Origin of the sequence: Mycolicibacterium peregrinum, assembly GCF_001665625.1 — a bacterium.
Lineage (GTDB): Bacteria > Actinomycetota > Actinomycetes > Mycobacteriales > Mycobacteriaceae > Mycobacterium > Mycobacterium peregrinum_B.
Genome location: NZ_LZSY01000053.1, coordinates 16,953 through 32,833, shown reverse-complemented (window position 1 = coordinate 32,833; position 15,881 = coordinate 16,953). Strand labels below are relative to the sequence as shown.

The following is a 15,881-nucleotide window of genomic DNA, read 5'->3' as shown; positions in this document are numbered from 1 at the left end:
AGGCTGCGCGGCATCGCGGTCAGTGGCGCGGCGTCGTGGTGATGTGCACGTGGTCGTAGTGGCCGTAACCCGATGACTGCGGACCGCTCGGCGTGTAATAGGTGCCGCGCCAGATCACGTCCTGCAACCCGAATCGGGCCGCATTGCTCAGCGCGTACGCGAGAATCTCGTCGCCGAGCGCGATGCCCTCGGGGCTTCCGGGGTTGGGAATCATGATGTCGATCGCCAGACCACTGGGATGCCACGGCTTCGAATCCGGCCGGACCCCGTCGATGTCGGCGATCTGAGGAAAACGTGCGCTGACGGCCCGGGCGGCCAGGATGGTGTTGGGCTGTAACCCGACCTCGGAGGCGACACCGACCGGCAACCCTTCCGGGATGTCTGCGGGAGCCCCCACGGGAAGTGATCCCGCGTTGTCGACGATTGCCTGCTGTTGCGGTGCCAGCGCGCCGTACTGCGCCTCTGCGGCGGCGATCTGCCGCTGCAGTTCACTCCATTTGGCCTGAAGGTCTGCGCGCACAGCGGAGGCTTGCTCGACGGCGGCGCGGGCATCAGCGGCCGATGTCTCTGACGCCTGCGCCGCGGCCGCCGCGCGCTGATGCGTCGCCTTGAAGGCGAACATGTCATCGGCCGACTTGGCAGCCACGACCCGTTGCAACGACAGCTTGTCGATCAGTTGTCGCGGCGAGCCCGCGGTCAGCACCGCTGCCATCTGACCGTCGCCGCCACTCATATAGGTCATTGCCGCCACCCGGTTGACCGCGGCCTGATAGGGCGCAAGCTGGACGTTGGCGGCGGCAAGGGCCTCCAGGTCCGCGCGGTGGCGGTCTTCGGCCGCGCTCTGGGCAGCAAGTTTGGCGTCGACATCGCGTTGAGCGGCAGTGACGGCCTCGCGACCCTGCACCGCCTGTCGGGACAACTCGTGGAGCTTCGACAGCGCGTCAGCCCCGGGCTCTGCCTTCACGTCGCCCATCGACGTCGCCACCACCAGGGCGGCGATGGCTGAACCGCACAGTGCTCGCCGCAGTGAATGGCGCACCCAGGTCATACGGATTTGTCACGATCTTTCGCTGCGAGGACCGTCGTGGCCCGGCTTGGACGTCTCGGACAGGCTACGAACTGGCATGGGAGATGTCGAGTCTCTCTTGAGCGGCTTTTCACGATGCCATCCGAAGAGTCGGGTAGCCGACTACTCGCGCACCCCGAAACGTGCCCGCCCAGGATTGGATCCATCAGCAAGCAGCCCGCTTGCGCGAACCAGAGGGGGACGAAAAATGGGACTCAACAGCATGCTCCTCACCTCGCCGGCTCGTGACGGTCAGCTCGAGGCCTGCCTGGTGTCTGATCCGGCGCACATCGGGGAGGGCATCCACGACGTCGGCGAGCACGTGCGGCGAATCCAGATCGCGCTGAATGAGGTCGATGCCGCCGGGCTCTCCGTGGACGGTGTGTACGGAGAAGGCACCGGCGACGCGGTGGAGGCATACAAGAACAAGCGCGGGATTCTGGGCCCCGGGCAGGTCACCGCAGACAGGATCGTCGGAAAAGGCACGATCAGACATCTCGATGACGACGTCAGGGATTTCGAGAGCCTGACGCCACCGGGGGACGGCCTGGTCTCACCCACGGAAGCGGGCGACCTACATGATCATTCGCAATGCCCGACCCCGCCGCGCGTCTCCGCGCCGGGGCCCGACGGCCGTGCCCAGCATCAAGGGACCCCGATCAACCCGATCGGGAACGCCATGCGGATCAATATCTACGGCGAGGGGGAAACCGACTACCTCGGGTTCTCCGACTTCGCCACCGAGAGTCAGCATGCTCATGGCCGACCATTGACGGCCGGCCTGGTCAGTGGTTGCGCCAGCGATATCTGCATGCGCAGCGCGCCCATCAACCAGGTGACCCTCGAAGAGATTCGACGCCTGGCACAGTCAGCCCTCGTCGGTGGGTGCCGGTTCACCTACGCATCGAACCAAGTGCAGTTCTCGACCCCACGCGCGGACATCCTCAGCCTCGGCACCGTCATCCAGCAGCACCGCATCTCCGACCCCGCCGATCCCGGGAATCCTCAGTTCGACATGGAGGTGTGGGTCGTCGAAATGTTCTGACTGCCCGACCAGGGAAGGAACCCCGGCTACTCGGCAGCGAGCCTGACGAGGGTGTCTCTCGTAGCGGTCTCGCGGAGGTTCGTGTTCATGACGTACACGTTGCCGTCGCCGTCGACCGTGATGGCGGATGGGCTTTGAAGCCCGTTGAACGGGAGTTCGACCCAGTCACCCCCGCCGGCCGGCATCCGGGACACCGTCGCGGCCTTCCGGTCGGTGGCATACAGATTGCCCGCGGCGTCCACCGCCAGCCCGCCCACCTTGTCCGGCGCCCCTGCCACCGGCTCGGCCTTCTTCGCGTCCTTCGCAATCTTCACGATCTTCTCGTCCATGGCTGCATACACGTTGTCGTCGGCGTCGATCACCAAGTGCCCCAACCCGTTGGTGATCTCGACGGAGAGCTCCGTGGGGGCGCTCGCGCCGGGCGTGAGCTTCAACAGCTTGTCGCGCTGGTTGTCGGCCAGGTAGACCGACCCGTCCTGGCCCACCGCCATCTGACCGTGCCTGGTGAGCTTGTCGAACGGCAGCGGCTCCGAGGTGGTGGAGCCGGGTGCGATCGTCTCGACGACGCCATCGAGAGTGGCAAAGGACAACCGGCCGTCCGGCGCAACCCCGAACGTCGACACAGGAGGATTGCCACTGGGCTTCATGGGCGTCGGCTGGGCCGCCCCCGGAATCAAGGTCGCGAACCCACCGATACCACCCAGATAGAGCACGTTCTTCGCGTCGACACCCATCTCCCGGTAGTCAAACCCACTGAACGGAATCGTGGTCTGCTCACCCGACTGCAACGGGACATCCTTGATCAGCGCAGTCGGCGCAGACCCCGGCGAACACGCCACCAGCACACTGCCCACGACAGCAGCGACCATGCCGAAGACACATCCTGCACTCGGACCCAGTTTCATCTGTCCCCTCCCGACAGTTCGGATCCTAAGCTTGCCCGTCCCAGCGGATGACTTCCTCTTCGCGCGCGCGTTTCGGTGAGCCGGGCCAGGGTGACTCGCCGGTCAGGTTGGTCGCCGCGCCTCCTCGGCCATCTGGGCGGCCGATTAAGCTGGTAGGACCGGCGGGCGCAGAGTCCATCCCAGCTGCCCTGGCTATGGATCAATTGGAGGACTTATGCGGAGGCGGCTGTCGAAGCCTGCGATGACGTGCATGGCGATCGTCGGCGTGGCGCTGCTCGTGAACGGTTCTGCGGCACCAGCTTGGTGCATGCCCGCAGCGCCGGTCATCGCCCCGCAGCCGCCGTTGACGCCATTGGACGTGGATGCCGAGCCCCTGACGCCATGGGACGGACTCGATGCCCGCACCCGCCAGGCCACCGCCGACGCGGCCAAGTCCGGAGCCGACATCGAAGTCGTCGTGATGGACCGCGACACCGGTCAGATCGTCTCCAACGGTGCCAACCAACCCTTCCCGATCGCCTCGGTGGTGAAGCTGTTCATCGCCGACGACCTGCTGCTGCAGGAATCCAAGGGCGAGACGAAACTGTCTGCTGCGGACCGCAAATCGCTCGACATCATGCTCCGCTCCTCCGACGACGGTGCGGCCCAGACCTTCTGGGACCGCAGCGGAGGAAACGCGATCATCTCACGCGTCGTGGCGCGGTACGGGTTGTCGGGCACCACCGCCCCCTACAACGGACACTGGGACGTCACGCAGAGCACCGCAAGTGACCTGGTCCGCTATTACGACATGCTGCTCGACGGCACTGGTGGGCTGCCTCCGGAACAGACCAGCGTGATCATCACCAACCTCGCCCAATCCACGCCGACGGGAACCGACGGATACCCGCAGCGCTTCGGCATCCCCGAGGGGCTCTTCGCCGAGGCGGTCGCCGTCAAGCAGGGCTGGTTCTGCTGCTGGAGCGGCGCCAACCAGCTGCACGTGTCCACCGGAGCGATCGGCCTCGACGCCCGCTATGTGATGGCGATCAGTTCCCTGGAACCGGGCGACGCCGCGGCTGCTCGCAACACCATCACCCAGGCCGTCAAGACCATGTTCCCCGGCGGACACATCTGAGCGCCGTTCGTTCTCGGGCAGCCACCTAGACGAGCCCTCCCAGATCCCACACCTTCACGTCGGTAAGGCCCGCGGTGAAGGCGAGCGTCGAATCCGGGGAGAATGCCACACGGCTCACAAAGGACGATCCTTCGTGTCTCAATGAGTCAACGGCTTTGCCCGACACCATGTTCCACACCTTGGCGGTGCCGTCATCGCTTCCGGTCAGCGCAAGCTTGCCGTTGGGAGCAACGGCGACGCTGGTGATCGGCTTTGTGTGACCGGGGCCCGTAAAAGTACCGGCAGCACCCCCGGTTGTCGCCGACAGCAGCATCGGAACCCCAGCCTTTCCGCCGGCGAACAAGGTTGCGCCGTCGGGAGCGAAAGTGACTCCCTGCAACCGAGGGGCCGCGGGGCCCTCCGCGTGCGGAACCTGCAGCGTCCGAACATCGTTGAGCAGATCGTAAACAACCAGGTCAACCTCGATCCCTGCATGGAGTGATACGACGAACCTGTTGTTCGGCGAGAGAGAGTGCGAAAAGCACTGTGCGAACAGTTGAGTGTCATGCACGTGGAGCGGTTGCAGGTCCAACGTGAAGCGGTTGTATCGCCGCCCCTCGGTCGTCAGTACAAAACTCCCGTCATTCGCGAACAGCACGGCGACGGTTTCGTTGACTCCGGTCGTTGCGACGACGCCAACTCGTTCGCCTGTCTGAGCTCGCCACAGCTCCACCTTGTTGTCCTGCCCGCCAGCCGCGACGAGCACACCGTCTGGCGAAATTGCAACGCTGTTGACATGGTCCTGGTCGCCGATCGGAAAATCCCGCAACTCGTTGCCGGTATTCACGTCCCAGAGCTTTACTCCATCGGAGCGAGCGCCGGTCAGCAATCGGGAGCCGTCCGTGTCGATACTGACAATCTGTTCGGTGTGCCCTGTGAACGTTTTCAAGAGCTGGCCCATTGTCTGCCCCATTCTTGGAAGTCACCCGTAACGCTAAACGCGGGGTCCGGGTTGGCCACGAGTAGCGGGCTACTCGAATCGATCGATGCATCCACAATTCATGGCCGAATTTCCCGGTAACGAGCGCGGAATTCTGGTTCGGCCAGCGACTCAAACTGGGTTGATGCAGAAAAGCATGTGGGTGGACTTACCGGGCCCTGACAGGACATGTCTGAGCTCCCATGTCCCTCCCGCGCATACCCCGTTCATGATCGCGGTATCGATCAGAACGCGGTTGACCACGTGTTCCTCGCCCAGAAGCTCACGAATGAAACCGGTCGGATCACCGAGAAATGCTGATCTTTCCGCCTCGTCGAGATCCAGTTGGAAAACTTCAAACTCGGCGGTGTCGAGGTCCACTGTGCGTTTTGCGGTGGCCATTTCTCCTCCTTGTTCGGTGACACACGATCTGAGGTCAGACCCACGATCGCATGCTTCTACGAACGAAGGATGAGTAGTCGCCTACCCGTCTTCAGTGAGTGCTCTGCACAGCCCGCAATTCTGCGCACTTGAACTGATAGGACAGTGTCTACGGAAAGTGGTGGGATTGTTCTCGGTGTTCTCGGCTTGCGAATTGCTGTGGCCGCCTGGGCACGAGTGAGGCAGAACCGCGGCTTGTCGGTGTACTTCGCTTGCCGGGCCCGGCGGGCCGGCACTTCGATGCAACCGTGTCCGGTCGACGACAGCGATATCCCCGACAGTCGTCGTTGTTGTCATCGCATTGCAGATTGGCCGCGCGCGTGTACGGCTACCGCGCCATATTCGTGAACCGCGAGAAGTGAAGCTGGTGTGCCACAGTGATATTCGCGGTAGGACCGTTGCGGTGCTTGCCCAGGATGATGTCGGCTTCACCGCCGCGCGGGTCTTCACGGTCGATCGCGTCAGGGCGATGCAGCAGCAGCACCATGTCGGCATCCTGTTCCAGCGACCCGGATTCACGAAGGTCAGAGACCTGCGGACGCTTGTCGGTACGCTGCTCGGGACCACGGTTCAGCTGGCTGATCGCGATCACCGGCACTTCGAGTTCCTTGGCCATCAGTTTGAGGCTTCGGGAGAAGTCCGACACTTCCTGCTGGCGTGACTCGTACTTCTTGCCGGAGCTCATCAGCTGCATGTAGTCGACGACGACCAGCTTCAGATCGGCCTTCTGCGCGAGACGTCGCCCCTTGGCCCGGATCTCCATCATGGTCAGGTTCGGCGAGTCGTCGATGTAGAGCGGCGCCTCACTGATCTCGCTCATCCGGCGGGCAAGCTTCGTCCAGTCGTCGTCGCTCATCCGGCCCGAACGCATATCGGCCAGTTTGATTTTCGCCTCGGCCGAGAGCAGTCGCATCACGATCTCGGACTTGCTCATTTCCAGCGAGAAGATGACGCTGGCCATCCGGTGCTTGATCGAGCAGGAGCGCATGAAATCCAGCCCCAGCGTGGAGTTGTGCGTCGGCACCATCGATCGGCTTGCCAAGTACATGTGATCGGCGTTATCGACCTCCACGCAGCGCACCGGCACTGTCGCTACGGGACGGACATCCACAATGAAGCGCGAGTTCGACCGCGCTGTGCTGACAGCATGCCGGCGTTCCTTGTGCAGCAACGTCTTACGGTGCAGGCCAAAGACGTCATCAGACGTCGAAAAAGTGATGGTGAATGACGTCGACGACGACTCGCTGCGACCATTGACCCGCTTGGTCGATGTCTGACATCTATATCCCAGGCTCACCACGAGTTCGGCGAAGTCTTGGGCGAGTCGCTGGTCCGTGACCGCGAACTGGACCGCCCCGCCAGCGGTAACCGTTCCATCCGTATCCAGCAGGCCGGCGAGCAGTGCACGCCGCTGGGACTCAGACGCCCGTAGATACTCGGCGGGAATATGTTTGGCGCCCAACACTCCGATCGTCCGTAGGCGTGCCTGCAGTGTCCCCACCGCATTGCGGCAGGCCTGGCACAGGCGCAACCCGCACGACGCCTCACCGCATCTCGGGCATTGCGGAGCCGGCACCGGCTCGGACACGAATCGGGCACGTCCTCCGCAACTACGGCCGCACGTACGCACCTGGCTGGTCTGCGGCACGAAGTCGGCGCCGCAGACCACGCACGACCGTGTCGCCGGCCCAGGCTCTTCCGCCAGGAGGATCTGGTAGCGGTATTGCGCAGAGCCCCACTTTCGTGCGATGAATCCGTCGGCCTCGATACGGACGATGATCTCCGGGTCAGCAGTCGTAATCTGCGCGGCGGCTGAGGTCCCGTCGCCCAGCCACGCGCCCAACGTGTACGGCGGCACCAACAGATCCCGCTCTCCACTCTGGAGCGCAACGGTATTGACTACCGAATGATTCAGTCGACGGTCGGCAGTTTCGCACCGCAAGCTGTCGGCGACCTCCGCGGTCGTACGCACGGCAGCAAATGTCCGCTGGTTCTTGTAACGGTTGTAGCCCGTCGCAGCTGCCTGCGCGGATCGCCTCGAGGCTCTCGTTTCGGTCAGCCACTGATGCTGGGCATCGGCCACAATCACTGTGCCGTCGGAGAATTCGACCTCGAAACACGGTCGGTCAAGCATGACCTCGGTGGCCGCCACAACACGCGTGGGCTCACCGTCAGCACCTATGAGATGGTCGCCCACGGCGACGTCACCCATCGTGGTCCAACCGTTCGGCGTCGGGAGCGGGGTATCGAGCGCGAGTGCCTTTCCGACACCAGGACGGGCCGCGATGATGATCATCTGCCCGGGGTGCAGGCCGTTGGTGATCTCGTCGAATTCGGTGAACCCGGTGGGCACACCACGCGAGATACCGCCCTGTGAAGCGATGGCGTCGATCTCGTCCATCGTGGGCTGCAGCAGGTCTTCGAGCGCGACGAAGTCCTCCGAGGCGCGTCGTTCGGTCACGTCGTAGATCTCGGCCTGGGCCCGGTCGACGACGTCCGTGACATCGGCGCCGTCGGCCCCGGCATAGCCGTACTGGACCACCCGGGTGCCGGCCTCCACCAACCGGCGCAGCAGAGCCTTCTCGGCCACGATGCCGGCGTAGAAACCCGCATTGGCCGCAGTGGGCACGGTGGAGATCAGCGTGTGCAGATACGGCGCCCCGCCGATGCGGCGCAGCAGACTACGCCGGTCCAGCTCGGCCGCCACGGTGACAGCGTCGGCGGGCTCACCCCGGCCGTAGAGGTCCAGGATCGCGTCGTAGACGTTCTGGTGTGCCGGGCGGTAGAAGTCGCCGGGACGCAAACGCTCGAGGACGTCCGCGATCGCGTCCTTGCTCAACAGCATGCCGCCCAGGACCGCCTGCTCGGCCGCCATGTCCTGCGGCGGCTGCCGGCCGAAGTCCTCCCCAGGCGGAGGGCCATCCATCTCCGAATCCGGATGCCCCAGGTCGTCCACCACCGCCACGGACTCCCCACCCCCTTCCGAGACCCGCCTCACGACAAGCTCGAACGTTTATTCGAATCGGTACTGCAACTGTAAAACACGTCGGCGACAAAGCTTCGTGACGGCGCCGCGACGCATCACGGTAGACGTTGCTGGAGCCGCCCGAAACCACCCCTGTTGATCAACCTGTGGATGGTGTGGGGATAGGTCTCGGTCGCGGTGTTGAGCCTCTGGGGAGAACCTGTGGATCATTCCCGAGCGATCTTTTGTTTTCCCTGGTCAGGGTGCCATAGGGGTTATCAGTGTTTGTGTATGGGAAGTTCTTCGGCGTGTCGTGCCGGGTTGCCGTCCCGGGCGTGTTGTGTTGCGCCCCGGGACCCGGCGGGTTAACACCGAGTTAGCTTCGCTGTCCAGAGTTTCCCGCAACGAGTTCGCCAGAGATACAGCAAACGCCCGGGTGGAAACCTTTGCAGGTCCCCACCCGGGCGATTGAGTGCCGGCGGAATCGCTCCGCTACGGATTACTCCGCGGCGGGTTTACTCACTCAGCGACGACGTTCAGCGACACCTTGGCTTCGACGCCGGTGTGAAGCTTCACGGTGACCGGATGCGTGCCGACCGACTTGATATGCGCCTTGGGCAGCTGCACCGTGCGCTTGTCCAGGTTCGGGCCGCCGGCCTTCTTGATCACAGCGACGACGTCAGCCGCGGTGACCGAACCAAACAGCTTGCCGGTGTCGGCAGCGGCGTGAACCGGCAGCGACACCTCGCCCAGACCTTCGAGCGCGGTCTTGAGCTCGTTGGCGTGCTCGACGCCGCGGATCGACTTGGCCTCGCGGGCCCGGCGGATCTCCTCGGCCTGGCGCTCGGCGCCACGGGAGGCCACGATGCCCAGCCCACGGGGCAGCAGGTAGTTACGGCCGTAGCCGTCCTTGACCTCGACGACGTCGCCTGCGACGCCCAGGTGCTCAACTTCAGCGGTGAGAATCAGCTTCATTGGTCTGCCCCCTACCGCGTCGACGAGCCGAACGGCAGCAGAGCCACCTCGCGGGCATTCTTCACCGCGACGGCAACGTCGCGCTGGTGCTGGACGCAGTTGCCGGTCACCCGGCGGGCACGGATCTTGCCGCGCTCGCTGATGTAGGTGCGCAGCAGCGCGGTGTCCTTGTAATCGATGATCTGCCCCTTGCCCTTCTTGGAGCAGAACACGCACTTGCGGGTCTTGACCGGCTTTTCCGGTGCCGGCCGCCGCTTGGTATTCGACTTGGCCATTGGTTATCTCTTCCTTGCAAAAATTTCGTTGTTGATCAGAACGGCGGCTCGTCGTCGGCTCCACTGAAGGAGCCCGACGCCGGCGCACTGCCCCACGGATCGTCCTTGGGCTCGGCCTGGCGCGAACCTCCGCCGCCACCACCACCGAAGCCACCACCACCGCCGCCGCCACTACGGCTGGCCTTGTTGACCTTGGCCGTGGCGTAGCGCAGGGACGGACCGATCTCGTCGACCTCGACCTCGACAACGGTGCGCTTCTCACCCTCGCGGGTTTCGAAGGAACGCTGCTTGAGCCGGCCGGTGACGATCACCCGCGAACCCCGGGTGAGGCTCTCGGCCACGTTCTCGGCCGCCTCACGCCAGATGTTGCACCGCAGGAACAGCGCCTCGCCGTCCTTCCACTCGTTGCTCTGCCGATCGAACATCCTCGGCGTCGAGGCGACGGTGAAGTTGGCGACTGCTGCGCCTGACGGAGTGAAACGCAGTTCCGGGTCAGCGGTCAGGTTTCCGACAACTGTGATGGTGGTGTCACCAGCCACGAGATCCTCCTGGGATAGGCATGTCCGTTTGCGCGAAGCCTACGTAGCCCCGCCGACGACTGACAGCCTTTAGTGCTTGTCGGTCCGCATCACCTTGGTCCGCAGCACGGACTCGTTCAGGTTGAGCTGACGGTCGAGCTCGGACACAGTGGCCGGTTCAGCCTTGACGTCGACAACGGCGTAGATGCCCTCGGCGTGCTTGGCAATCTCGTAGGCCAGCCGGCGGCGTCCCCAGATGTCGACCTTGTCGACAGAACCGCCATCCTTGCGGATGACGTTCAGGAACGTCTCCAACGACGGAGCTACGGTGCGCTCGTCAAGTGTGGGGTCGAGAATGACCATGATTTCGTATGGACGCATTAGAACCTCATCACCTCCTCTGGTCGTGTACGGCCACGGCGAATTCCGTGGCAGGAGGGTCGCCTGCGTCGGCAACCGGGTTAGGCTACCGGAAATAGCCCTGATCTGCGAAATCCGTACGATGCGGGCCATCCGACGTCAAGATCGAGGGGATCTGTGACCTATCCCAATTCGCCCTTCGGCCAGGAGTTCCCCGACCAGTCCGGCTATCCGGAGCCCAGTTACACGCAACAGCCATTGCCACCCCTCTTCAGCCATCCGCAACAACAGCCCAGCGCAGGACCGTCCGTGGAACCCAGCGGGGCCACGGGGATCACCGCGGCCGTGTTCGCGGCGCTCGGCGCTGTTGCAGGCATCGGGACCAGCGTTCTGGCGGCGATCGCAGTCGCCGCATGGGCCACCAGCTCCAGCGGCTCCGGTGCCGAGCTCGCGTTTCTGATCATCGTGACCGCGCTCAATGCCGCCTTCGGAGTGATGTGCGCCATCGGAGCGGTGAAGCTGCGCGAACGGCAGATGCGAGGCCGATGGCTCGTGGTCGGGTCGTGCGCGCTGGCGATCGTGAGCACCCTGCTCATCTTCGGCGTGACCGCTGCCGAAGCGTCGTCCTACGGCTACCACGCCCGTGAGATCTTCGCTGTGGTGGGGACCGTCTTCCCCATCGTGACCATGGTGTTGGCCCTGGTGCCGTCGACGACCGCGTGGATCGAAGCCGCACAGAATCCAGTTGCGCCCCAGCCCTACCCACAGCACCCGGGCTGGGGTTGACCCGAAGCCGACCTGAAGCCAAAGCCGCTCTGAGTCACCCAAACCGGAATATGGTGAGCCTGTAAAACTTCGAGGGTCGGGGGAACCGTGATGTATCCCAATGGGCCGTACGGTCAGGGGCTTCCCGGCCAGCCCGGCTATCCGCAGCAGCCTGGCTACCCGCCGCCGCAGCCCGGCTACCCGCAGCAACCCGGCTATCCGCCGCCGGGCTACCCGCAACAGCCCTATGGCATGCCGCCCTCAGCCCCGGTGCCCCCGAGTGGGGTCACCGGCATCATCGCGGGTGTCCTTGCGGGCCTCGGCGGCTTGGCGAACGTTGTAGGGGGCCTCTTCATGGCCTTCGGGCTTTCGATACTGATAGGCGAAACGTCCGATGCTGCCCGAAGCGCATGGACACCTCTGGTCGCCATCACGGGGCTGAACATCGTTGCCGGAGTGCTGCTTCTGATCGGGACGGTTACGTTGTTGCTACGCAAGATGATTGGGCGGTGGCTCGTGGCCGCAGGCTGTTCGGCATCCATTCTGAGCACCCTGATCAATCTCACCTGGACGCCGTCGGCGATCGCGGACTATGAGTACGACCGCGGCGTCGCTGCGGATCTCGTGGGTGTGATCTTCCCGATCGCGACTCTCGTGCTGGTACTACTGCCGTCGACAGCTGCATGGATCCAGGCGAAGCAGAATCCGATTGCGCCCCAGCCGTATCCGCCGTACCCGGGCTGATTCCGTACACCCCCACCAACCACCCACGATCGGAGCAGCAGTGACCTCTCCCCACGGATCCGAGGGGCAACACCCCGAGTCCGCGCTCGTCGAATCCCGATCCGAGGGCCAACCGGAGGCCGCGCCGGGCGCGCTCACAGCGATCATCACTGCTGTCCTGTCCGGGATCGGTGCACTGCTGACTCTCAGCAACGGCATCATCGGGCTGAGCGGTCTGGCCGCACTGGCAGGAGACGCGGGCCTACGGACTTTGGCCCTCAGAACCCCCGGTGCGCTGGCGTTGACCGTCCTCGCGACGCTGCTGAGCGTCGTCTGCGGAATCCTGCTTCTGGCCGGCACCGTGGCGCTGGTGCGACGCAAGATGATCGGACGCCGACTGATCGTCAGCGGCTGCGTATTGATCATCCTCGGCAGCCTGATCAGCCTCGGACTGAGTCTGGCCACGACAGCCCGCTACGGGTCCTACGCCATCAGCGGACTGGCGATCCTGAGTCTGATTCTGCCGATCGCCACCCTCGTGGTGGCATTGCTCCCGTCGACCGCGGCGTGGATCCGGGCGAAACAGGACCTGGTTGCCGCGACCTGACGCCGACGGGCTCGGGCTGCGCGAACGACACTGGCACTGTGCCCTCGGCAGTCCAGATAGGCTGGGCCCTGTCAGCCTTTGAGACTCCGGGGGGATCTGTGACGTTTCCCAGCGGTCCCTTCGATCAGGGAATGCCGGAACAACCGGCCTTCTCACAACAGCCCGTTTTCGAGACGCCGCCGCCCGTCTTCTCCCACCAGCCCGGGTTCGGCCAACCCAGCTACCCGAGCGCCCATCAGTCGGCGCCGCCGAGCAACCCGAGCGCGGCGACTGGGACCATCGCCGCCATCCTGGCGCTACTGGGCGGACTGGCCGGACTCGTCCTGGGCATCCTGATCATGGTCGCGGTGATCAGCAGGCATCGTTCCGAGGTGCCGGCTGCCACGGTTGCTCTGTTGTGTATCGCCTCCGGACTGGCACTCGTGACCGGAGCGATACAGCTGTGGCGACGCAAGGCAATCAGCCGCGGGATCATCGCCGCCGGATGTGCCGCGATCATGCTGGCCGGTGCGCTCTTTCTGATCGAAGGATTCACCAACGCCGAACCCAGCGCGGGCGCCATCGTCACAATCGCATTGCTGGACTTCGCCTTCCCGATCGGAACGCTGGTCCTGACGATGCTGCCCTCGACGAAAGCCTGGATCCAGGCGAAGCAGGATCCAGTTGCTCCGCAGTACTATCCGCCATACCGGGGTTGAAGCGGTGCGGATCTCGTGCCTACCGCGGCCCGTGTGAACGTGGACTTCGAGGAGGCGGTGTGAACGATCCGTACGGGCCCTACCGGCCGGGGTCGGGTGGCCAGCCCGACTTCGCACAGCAGCCCTCCGGATTCCCGCAACCGGGATTCCCCCACCAGGGCGGTTTTCCACAGTTCGGCCAGCCGCCGGTCGTAAACGCCCAGCCCGGCCAACCGCAATCCGGACCAGCCGCCCCGGCCAGGGGTGTCTTCGGGATCGCCGCCGCCGCCCTGGCAGGCGTCGCCGCGGTGATAGTTTTCGGCGTCCTTCTGGCAGGGGTGGTCGCAATGCTTGTGGATGTGAGCAACGGCCGGATGGAACTCGGCGAGGCGTTGGGAACGATCGTCGGTAATCTTCTGGTGATCGGCGGCTACGGGCTGCTCTGGCTGTTCGGCGCGATAAAGCTGTACAAACCCAAGAGGGCCGGCCGCGGGCTGGTGATCGCCGGTTCCGCACTGGCCGTGCCGATCGCTGTCGTCGGCCTCGCGGCAACCTACACCGACGCCACCCGCGATGGCCGCCCCGCCTTTTTCTTGGTCTGGACCGTGGTTCTCATCTACGTGCTCACGACGCTCGTCCTGGCCATGCTGCCGGCCACGGGTGCCTGGATCAGGGCCAATCAGCCGGCCGCACCAGAGGAAACCCCACCCCAGCCGTTTTCACCGTTTCAGGGGTACCCGGTGCAAAACCCGGGGTACCCGCCACATCACGGCTGAGCCCACCCATTGTCACGCCAGCGTGGCTGTCGGCGCCGAGCGTCACTCTGGCGTGACAACCGAGGCGTCCACCAGCTCGGGCTCCGGAGCCGGTTCGATACGCACCCGGTCAGCCGACGGTCGCAGCCAGTCCGGCAGCCACCGCGGCGGGCTATCGGGCGCTTTGTCGAACACCCCACCGGTGGGGTCGTCGATGCGGCCGCCGTGTCGGACCAGGTCGAGGTCCGGGCGATAGATCTGACGAACGACCAACGCGCACAACGCGATGACCGCGAGATCACGCAGCAACACAGTGGTGGTGAACCACTGCTCGGGGAGGCCCTTGTTGGCCTCGCCGTACAGATAGAGCATGCGCGGCACCCATACCAGGGCGTCGATGGTCATCCACGCCAACAAGATTCGGCGGTGCGGCAAGGCGAGCACCGCCAGCGGCACCAGCCACAGCGAGAACTGCGGGCTCCACACCTTGTTGGTCAGTAGGAAGGTGGCGACCACCAGGAACGCCAGTTGCGCCAACCGTGGCCGCTGCGGCGCCGTCAGTGCGATGTAGCCGATCGCAATGCAGCACGCGGCGAACAACACTGCGGTGACGGTGTTCAACACCGTCGGCGGCTGCCAGAAACCCAGGTCCGGATCGAAGCCCTGCCAGTCGCCGAACGACTTCACCACGTTGTACAGCGAATCCATGTCGTCACCACGACGGGTGTTGAGCCGGAAGAACTCTGACCATCCGCGCGGGAACATCACCATGATCGGCAGGTTGACGACCAACCACGTCGCCACCGCTGTCAACGCCGTCTTGCCGACCTCACGCAGACGCCCGGTGCGTAACCCAAGCAGCACGAGCGGAACGAACAACAGCAACGGATACAGCTTGGCCGCCACCCCGATTCCGATCAGCGCCCCGGCCCACACCGGTTTTCGACGGGCCCACGCCAGCATCGCGCCCGCCGCGGAGGCGGTGGCGAGGGCGTCGAAATTCGTGAACACCTGGAAGATCACGATGGGTGAGCCGGCCACCAACGCGGCATCCCACACCCGCCGGCCGGCCAGTCGTGAGGTGGCCCAGATCGTCGCCAACCAGGCCAGCGCCAAACCGAACGCGGCAATGTTGAAGAACATCACCACTTCGGCGATGAGCGGGACCGACACCAGCTTCGTCAGTGCGGTATAGGTCTTGGCCAGTGACATCGACGCGTACTGGTACAGCCCCGTCAGCACCGGGTATTCCATGTAGCGGATCGCCGGACTGCCGTCGTACTGCATTCGTGGCTTGCCGGTCGCGTCGTTCTCGACCCAACTGGACTTGTAGGGAAACTTGCCCTGGTTCAACAACTCTGCGGTGTAGAGCGGAACCGTGTCGGAATAGCACAGCTCGTAATAGGCCCGGTTGTTCTCCCAGTTGGCCACCCGCTGCCCAGCGGTCCCGCTGCCGGTCGTCTGCAGGCACGCGGCCTTGGACGTATATCCCAATGCCAGGAACACCACGGCGATGATGAACATCACCCGCAGCGGGGTCATGAAGCGGGACCGGCCGATCAACGCATGTCGGCCGACGGGCCCGCCCACCGTCTGCGACAGCGCCTCGGTCAACCGGTCGTTGCGGCTGGGGAGGTCGCGGTCGTCGGCGCTCCGTCGGTCTTCTGCGGGCGGCGCCGGGGATACCAGTTCGGCCGGCGGGGCCGGCGAATCCAACTCGACCGGCGGA

General features: G+C 64.6%; 17 protein-coding genes. 7 read left to right on the top strand and 10 right to left on the bottom strand.

Going from position 1 to position 15,881, the window contains the following annotated elements:
- Positions 1 to 19: 19 nt before the first annotated feature.
- The gene (locus A5779_RS07065; RefSeq protein ID WP_064880307.1) at positions 20 to 1,048 is read right to left on the bottom strand and encodes a coiled-coil domain-containing protein; all 1,029 of its coding nucleotides are present in this window, start codon (positions 1,046 to 1,048) and stop codon (positions 20 to 22) included.
- Positions 1,049 to 1,274: 226 nt separating this feature from the next.
- Between A5779_RS07065 and A5779_RS07060 the strand changes: the two genes are divergently transcribed.
- The gene (locus tag A5779_RS07060) at positions 1,275 to 2,111 is read left to right on the top strand and encodes a peptidoglycan-binding domain-containing protein (protein WP_064880305.1); all 837 of its coding nucleotides are present in this window, start codon (positions 1,275 to 1,277) and stop codon (positions 2,109 to 2,111) included.
- 26 nt (positions 2,112 to 2,137) lie between these two features.
- Here the strand turns inward: A5779_RS07060 and A5779_RS07055 are convergent, their stop codons facing one another.
- Positions 2,138 to 2,980: an NHL repeat-containing protein gene (locus tag A5779_RS07055; RefSeq protein ID WP_165609752.1), complete on the bottom strand. Its 843-nt coding sequence runs from the start codon at positions 2,978 to 2,980 to the stop codon at positions 2,138 to 2,140.
- A 250-nt stretch (positions 2,981 to 3,230) separates the two neighbouring features.
- On the opposite strand from A5779_RS07055, the gene A5779_RS07050 reads away from it, so the two are divergent.
- Positions 3,231 to 4,133, top strand: a complete 903-nt coding sequence (locus tag A5779_RS07050) for a serine hydrolase (RefSeq protein WP_064880301.1) — start codon at positions 3,231 to 3,233, stop codon at positions 4,131 to 4,133.
- Positions 4,134 to 4,158: 25 nt separating this feature from the next.
- Here A5779_RS07050 and A5779_RS07045 read toward each other — a convergent pair whose 3' ends face one another.
- From A5779_RS07045 to rpsF, 7 genes are all read right to left on the bottom strand, one after another.
- Positions 4,159 to 5,073: a WD40 repeat domain-containing protein gene (locus A5779_RS07045; protein ID WP_064880299.1), complete on the bottom strand. Its 915-nt coding sequence runs from the start codon at positions 5,071 to 5,073 to the stop codon at positions 4,159 to 4,161.
- 150 nt (positions 5,074 to 5,223) lie between these two features.
- Positions 5,224 to 5,493 (bottom strand): hypothetical protein, encoded by a 270-nt coding sequence (locus A5779_RS07040; RefSeq protein WP_064880298.1) that lies wholly within the window; start codon positions 5,491 to 5,493, stop codon positions 5,224 to 5,226.
- Between the two features lie 367 nt (positions 5,494 to 5,860).
- The gene (gene dnaB, locus A5779_RS07035) at positions 5,861 to 8,497 is read right to left on the bottom strand and encodes a replicative DNA helicase (RefSeq protein ID WP_064880296.1); all 2,637 of its coding nucleotides are present in this window, start codon (positions 8,495 to 8,497) and stop codon (positions 5,861 to 5,863) included.
- Between the two features lie 519 nt (positions 8,498 to 9,016).
- Positions 9,017 to 9,472 carry a 50S ribosomal protein L9 gene (rplI, locus tag A5779_RS07030; protein ID WP_064880285.1) on the bottom strand — a complete coding sequence of 152 codons (456 nt, stop codon included), beginning with the start codon at positions 9,470 to 9,472 and terminating at the stop codon, positions 9,017 to 9,019.
- Between the two features lie 11 nt (positions 9,473 to 9,483).
- Positions 9,484 to 9,747: a 30S ribosomal protein S18 gene (gene rpsR, locus A5779_RS07025; protein ID WP_055119147.1), complete on the bottom strand. Its 264-nt coding sequence runs from the start codon at positions 9,745 to 9,747 to the stop codon at positions 9,484 to 9,486.
- A gap of 35 nt (positions 9,748 to 9,782) precedes the next feature.
- Positions 9,783 to 10,286: a single-stranded DNA-binding protein gene (locus A5779_RS07020; protein WP_055119149.1), complete on the bottom strand. Its 504-nt coding sequence runs from the start codon at positions 10,284 to 10,286 to the stop codon at positions 9,783 to 9,785.
- A gap of 69 nt (positions 10,287 to 10,355) precedes the next feature.
- Positions 10,356 to 10,646 carry a 30S ribosomal protein S6 gene (gene rpsF, locus A5779_RS07015; protein WP_018603055.1) on the bottom strand — a complete coding sequence of 97 codons (291 nt, stop codon included), beginning with the start codon at positions 10,644 to 10,646 and terminating at the stop codon, positions 10,356 to 10,358.
- 156 nt (positions 10,647 to 10,802) lie between these two features.
- Between rpsF and A5779_RS07010 the strand changes: the two genes are divergently transcribed.
- From A5779_RS07010 to A5779_RS06990, 5 genes are all read left to right on the top strand, one after another.
- Positions 10,803 to 11,411, top strand: coding sequence for a hypothetical protein (locus A5779_RS07010; protein ID WP_064880283.1), 609 nt, complete (start codon positions 10,803 to 10,805; stop codon positions 11,409 to 11,411).
- Between the two features lie 87 nt (positions 11,412 to 11,498).
- Positions 11,499 to 12,134 carry a hypothetical protein gene (locus A5779_RS07005; RefSeq protein WP_131811599.1) on the top strand — a complete coding sequence of 212 codons (636 nt, stop codon included), beginning with the start codon at positions 11,499 to 11,501 and terminating at the stop codon, positions 12,132 to 12,134.
- A 40-nt stretch (positions 12,135 to 12,174) separates the two neighbouring features.
- The gene (locus A5779_RS07000) at positions 12,175 to 12,720 is read left to right on the top strand and encodes a hypothetical protein (protein ID WP_064880281.1); all 546 of its coding nucleotides are present in this window, start codon (positions 12,175 to 12,177) and stop codon (positions 12,718 to 12,720) included.
- 131 nt (positions 12,721 to 12,851) lie between these two features.
- A complete protein-coding gene (locus A5779_RS06995; protein ID WP_064880279.1) occupies positions 12,852 to 13,418 on the top strand; it encodes a hypothetical protein in 567 nt (188 codons plus the stop codon).
- A 59-nt stretch (positions 13,419 to 13,477) separates the two neighbouring features.
- Positions 13,478 to 14,173 (top strand): hypothetical protein, encoded by a 696-nt coding sequence (locus tag A5779_RS06990; protein ID WP_064880277.1) that lies wholly within the window; start codon positions 13,478 to 13,480, stop codon positions 14,171 to 14,173.
- Between the two features lie 42 nt (positions 14,174 to 14,215).
- On the opposite strand, the gene A5779_RS06985 is transcribed toward A5779_RS06990, so the two are convergent.
- Positions 14,216 to 15,868, bottom strand: coding sequence for a glycosyltransferase family 87 protein (locus A5779_RS06985; RefSeq protein ID WP_207549040.1), 1,653 nt, complete (start codon positions 15,866 to 15,868; stop codon positions 14,216 to 14,218).
- Positions 15,869 to 15,881: the final 13 nt, after the last annotated feature.